Consider the following 2,504-nt stretch of genomic DNA (forward strand, 5'->3'; position numbering starts at 1 on the left):
GCCTCGGCGAGCTTGGTCTTCCGGCTGATCAGCGCGAGCTTTTCGCGCAACCAAGGCTCGAGGTCGGCGGCGATGGGGCGGCTCTTCTCCTGCCGGGCGGCGCGCCTCTCCTCGGCGGAGCGGCCGCGGATTTCGGCCTCGACGGCGTAGAGTTTTGCGATGCGGTCGAGCGCTTCGCTCGCGATGGGTGCCGCGCCGGCAGCGGCGAGTTCATAGAAGCGGCGACGGACGTGAGCCCAGCTTGCGTCAGAGTAAGCCCTGGGAAGGAGGATGAACATGTAGTTCGAAACCTTTCGAAGCGATCCAGAGGGTTCGACTCCCTCCCGGTAGAGGCGCAGCCCGCCAGCCGGAAGCGAGCCTTGCATGGGCGGCGGCGACGCCGGTCGTGAAGCGTAGGCAGCAGGCATCGAAGCCGTGGGTCAGCCCCGAAATCATGATGACGTCGAAGCCTTCGGAGTGTTGGGACCGGGGGCAGCATCGGCAAGGCCGATAGTGGCGAGGCCGTGTCGGTTCGACCGGGGTCTCGGAACAGGGCAGAGGTGCAGGATGGATCGCCAGGGAACCTGAGAGATCCCGCACGTGTCTCCGTGCAGGCACGCCGGAACCGGGACGCCGGCTGACCAACTGTCCCAGGCTCGGGAGCAGTCCTCCGCTGCCCCGGGAGCGCTTCGGCGAACACGAAGGCAGGGAGGAGCATGGGGGCCCTGGGAGCGAACACATAAGCGACCAGGGATTGCGCGGGCGGGAAGTCGTAGCGTCGTCGTAGTACCGACGAAGGTGGGGAACCGGGCTCGCCGGGACCCACGGGAGGGAAGGGCGGCGCCATGGAAGAGAGCCATTGACGGGAAACACGGGAGGGAACTCTGCGTCCCATGAACCTGTCCACGAAACGCCAATGGATAGCCGATATGGCGAGGGCGAACCGCGACCGGGCGTTCTCCTCGCTGCACCACGTCATCGACATGGAATGGATGAGCGAAGCCTACGGACAAGTCCGGAAGGATGGCGCCCCTGGCATCGACGGAGTGACGGCGGAGACCTACGAAGCGCACCTCGAGGCCAATCTTCAGGACCTCCTCGGGCGCATCAGGTCGGGCCGCTACGTCGCGCCGCCCGTGCGGCGGGCCTACATCCCGAAAGCGGACGGGTCGCAAAGGCCCCTCGGCATTCCGACGTTCGAAGACAAGGTGGCGCAGCGGGCGATCGCGATGCTGCTGGAGCCGATCTACGAGGAGGACTTCCTGCCTTGCTCGTACGGCTTCCGGCCCGGCCGGTCGGCGCATGATGCGTTGCGCGATCTGCGCGACGGCTTCATGACCCAGGGGCTGCGGTGGGTGCTGGACATCGATATACGCAAGTACTTCGACAGCATCCCACACGGCACCCTGCGGTCGTTCCTCGACCGACGAGTCACCGACGGCGTGGTTCGTCGAATGATCGACAAGTGGCTGAAGGCGGGCGTGCTGGAAAACGGCACGACCAGCCGCACGACCGAAGGAACCCCGCAAGGCGGCGTGATCTCGCCATTGCTCGCGAACATTTATCTTCACTATGTGCTGGATGAATGGTTCGAGACCGTGGTGCGGCCGCGTCTGAAGGGGCGATGCATTCTGGTGCGTTACGCCGATGACGCCGTGATGGCGTTCGAGGATCACCTCTCCGCCAAGCGTGCGCTCGACGTCCTCGGCAAACGTCTCGACCGGTTCGGGCTGAGCCTTCATCCGGACAAGACGCGGTTCGTGGACTTCCGGTTCAAACGGCCGGGCGGCAATCGCCATCCGGCAACGGACGGGACAGCGTTCAACTTCCTCGGCTTCACCCACGTGTGGGGAACGTCGCGGAACGGCAAGAACGTGGTGCGGCAAGTGACGGCGAAGGATCGATACGCCCGGGTGCTCTCGGCCGTGTCGAAGTGGTGCCGAGAAAACCGAGGCATATCGGTCGCCGCCCAGCATGCTCACCTGTCCCGGATGGTGCGGGGGCATTACGCCTACTACGCCATCACCGGAAACGGCCGACGCATCAGATGGTATCTCCACCAGGTCGAGCGCATCTGGAAGAAATGGCTGTCGCGGCGGGGAGGGGACAACTTCTTGTGGTCCCGTCTCCGTCAGTATCTCGACCGCCATCCCCTGCCGAAGGCCAGGATCATTCACAAGTACGTCGTCGCGAGCGAAGCTCTTCCATGAAGAACCGGATGCGGGAATCCTGCACGTCCGGGTCTGTGAGGGGTGGGGGTGGCAACATCCCCACCTACTCGGCAGAAGGCGAGTTGCACGCTGCCGCGCTCGGCGAGCACGCGATAGCCGCCGTAGCCGTCGACCCCCGCCTTCGCGGGGGCAGGCTCTGCAGCACGCCGCTGAATCCGGCGAGGTGGGCGATCGGCCGCTCGGCCTTGCGGTCCGGTGCGTAGACGTAGGCGACGCCGGGCGGCTCGGGGCCGCCCCAGGGGCGGTCGTCCCGGGCATAGGCCCACAACTGGCCGGTCTTGGTGCGGCCGCGGC

The 2,504-nt window shown here is 65.9% G+C and carries 1 protein-coding gene and 2 pseudogenes; 1 reads left to right on the top strand and 2 read right to left on the bottom strand.

Features of this window, described 5'->3' with window-relative positions; genetic code table 11:
• Positions 1-239: pseudogene (locus A33M_RS16935) on the bottom strand (IS66 family transposase); the annotation flags it as partial.
• A 633-nt stretch (positions 240-872) separates the two neighbouring features.
• On the opposite strand from A33M_RS16935, the gene ltrA reads away from it, so the two are divergent.
• Positions 873-2,189: a group II intron reverse transcriptase/maturase gene (gene ltrA, locus A33M_RS16940; RefSeq protein ID WP_202801933.1), complete on the top strand. Its 1,317-nt coding sequence runs from the start codon at positions 873-875 to the stop codon at positions 2,187-2,189.
• A 71-nt stretch (positions 2,190-2,260) separates the two neighbouring features.
• Here the strand turns inward: ltrA and A33M_RS23130 are convergent.
• Positions 2,261-2,504 (bottom strand): annotated as a pseudogene (locus A33M_RS23130) (IS66 family transposase); the annotation flags it as partial.

This window comes from Rhodovulum sp. PH10 (genome assembly GCF_000293785.1).
Taxonomy (GTDB): domain Bacteria; phylum Pseudomonadota; class Alphaproteobacteria; order Rhizobiales; family Xanthobacteraceae; genus Rhodoplanes.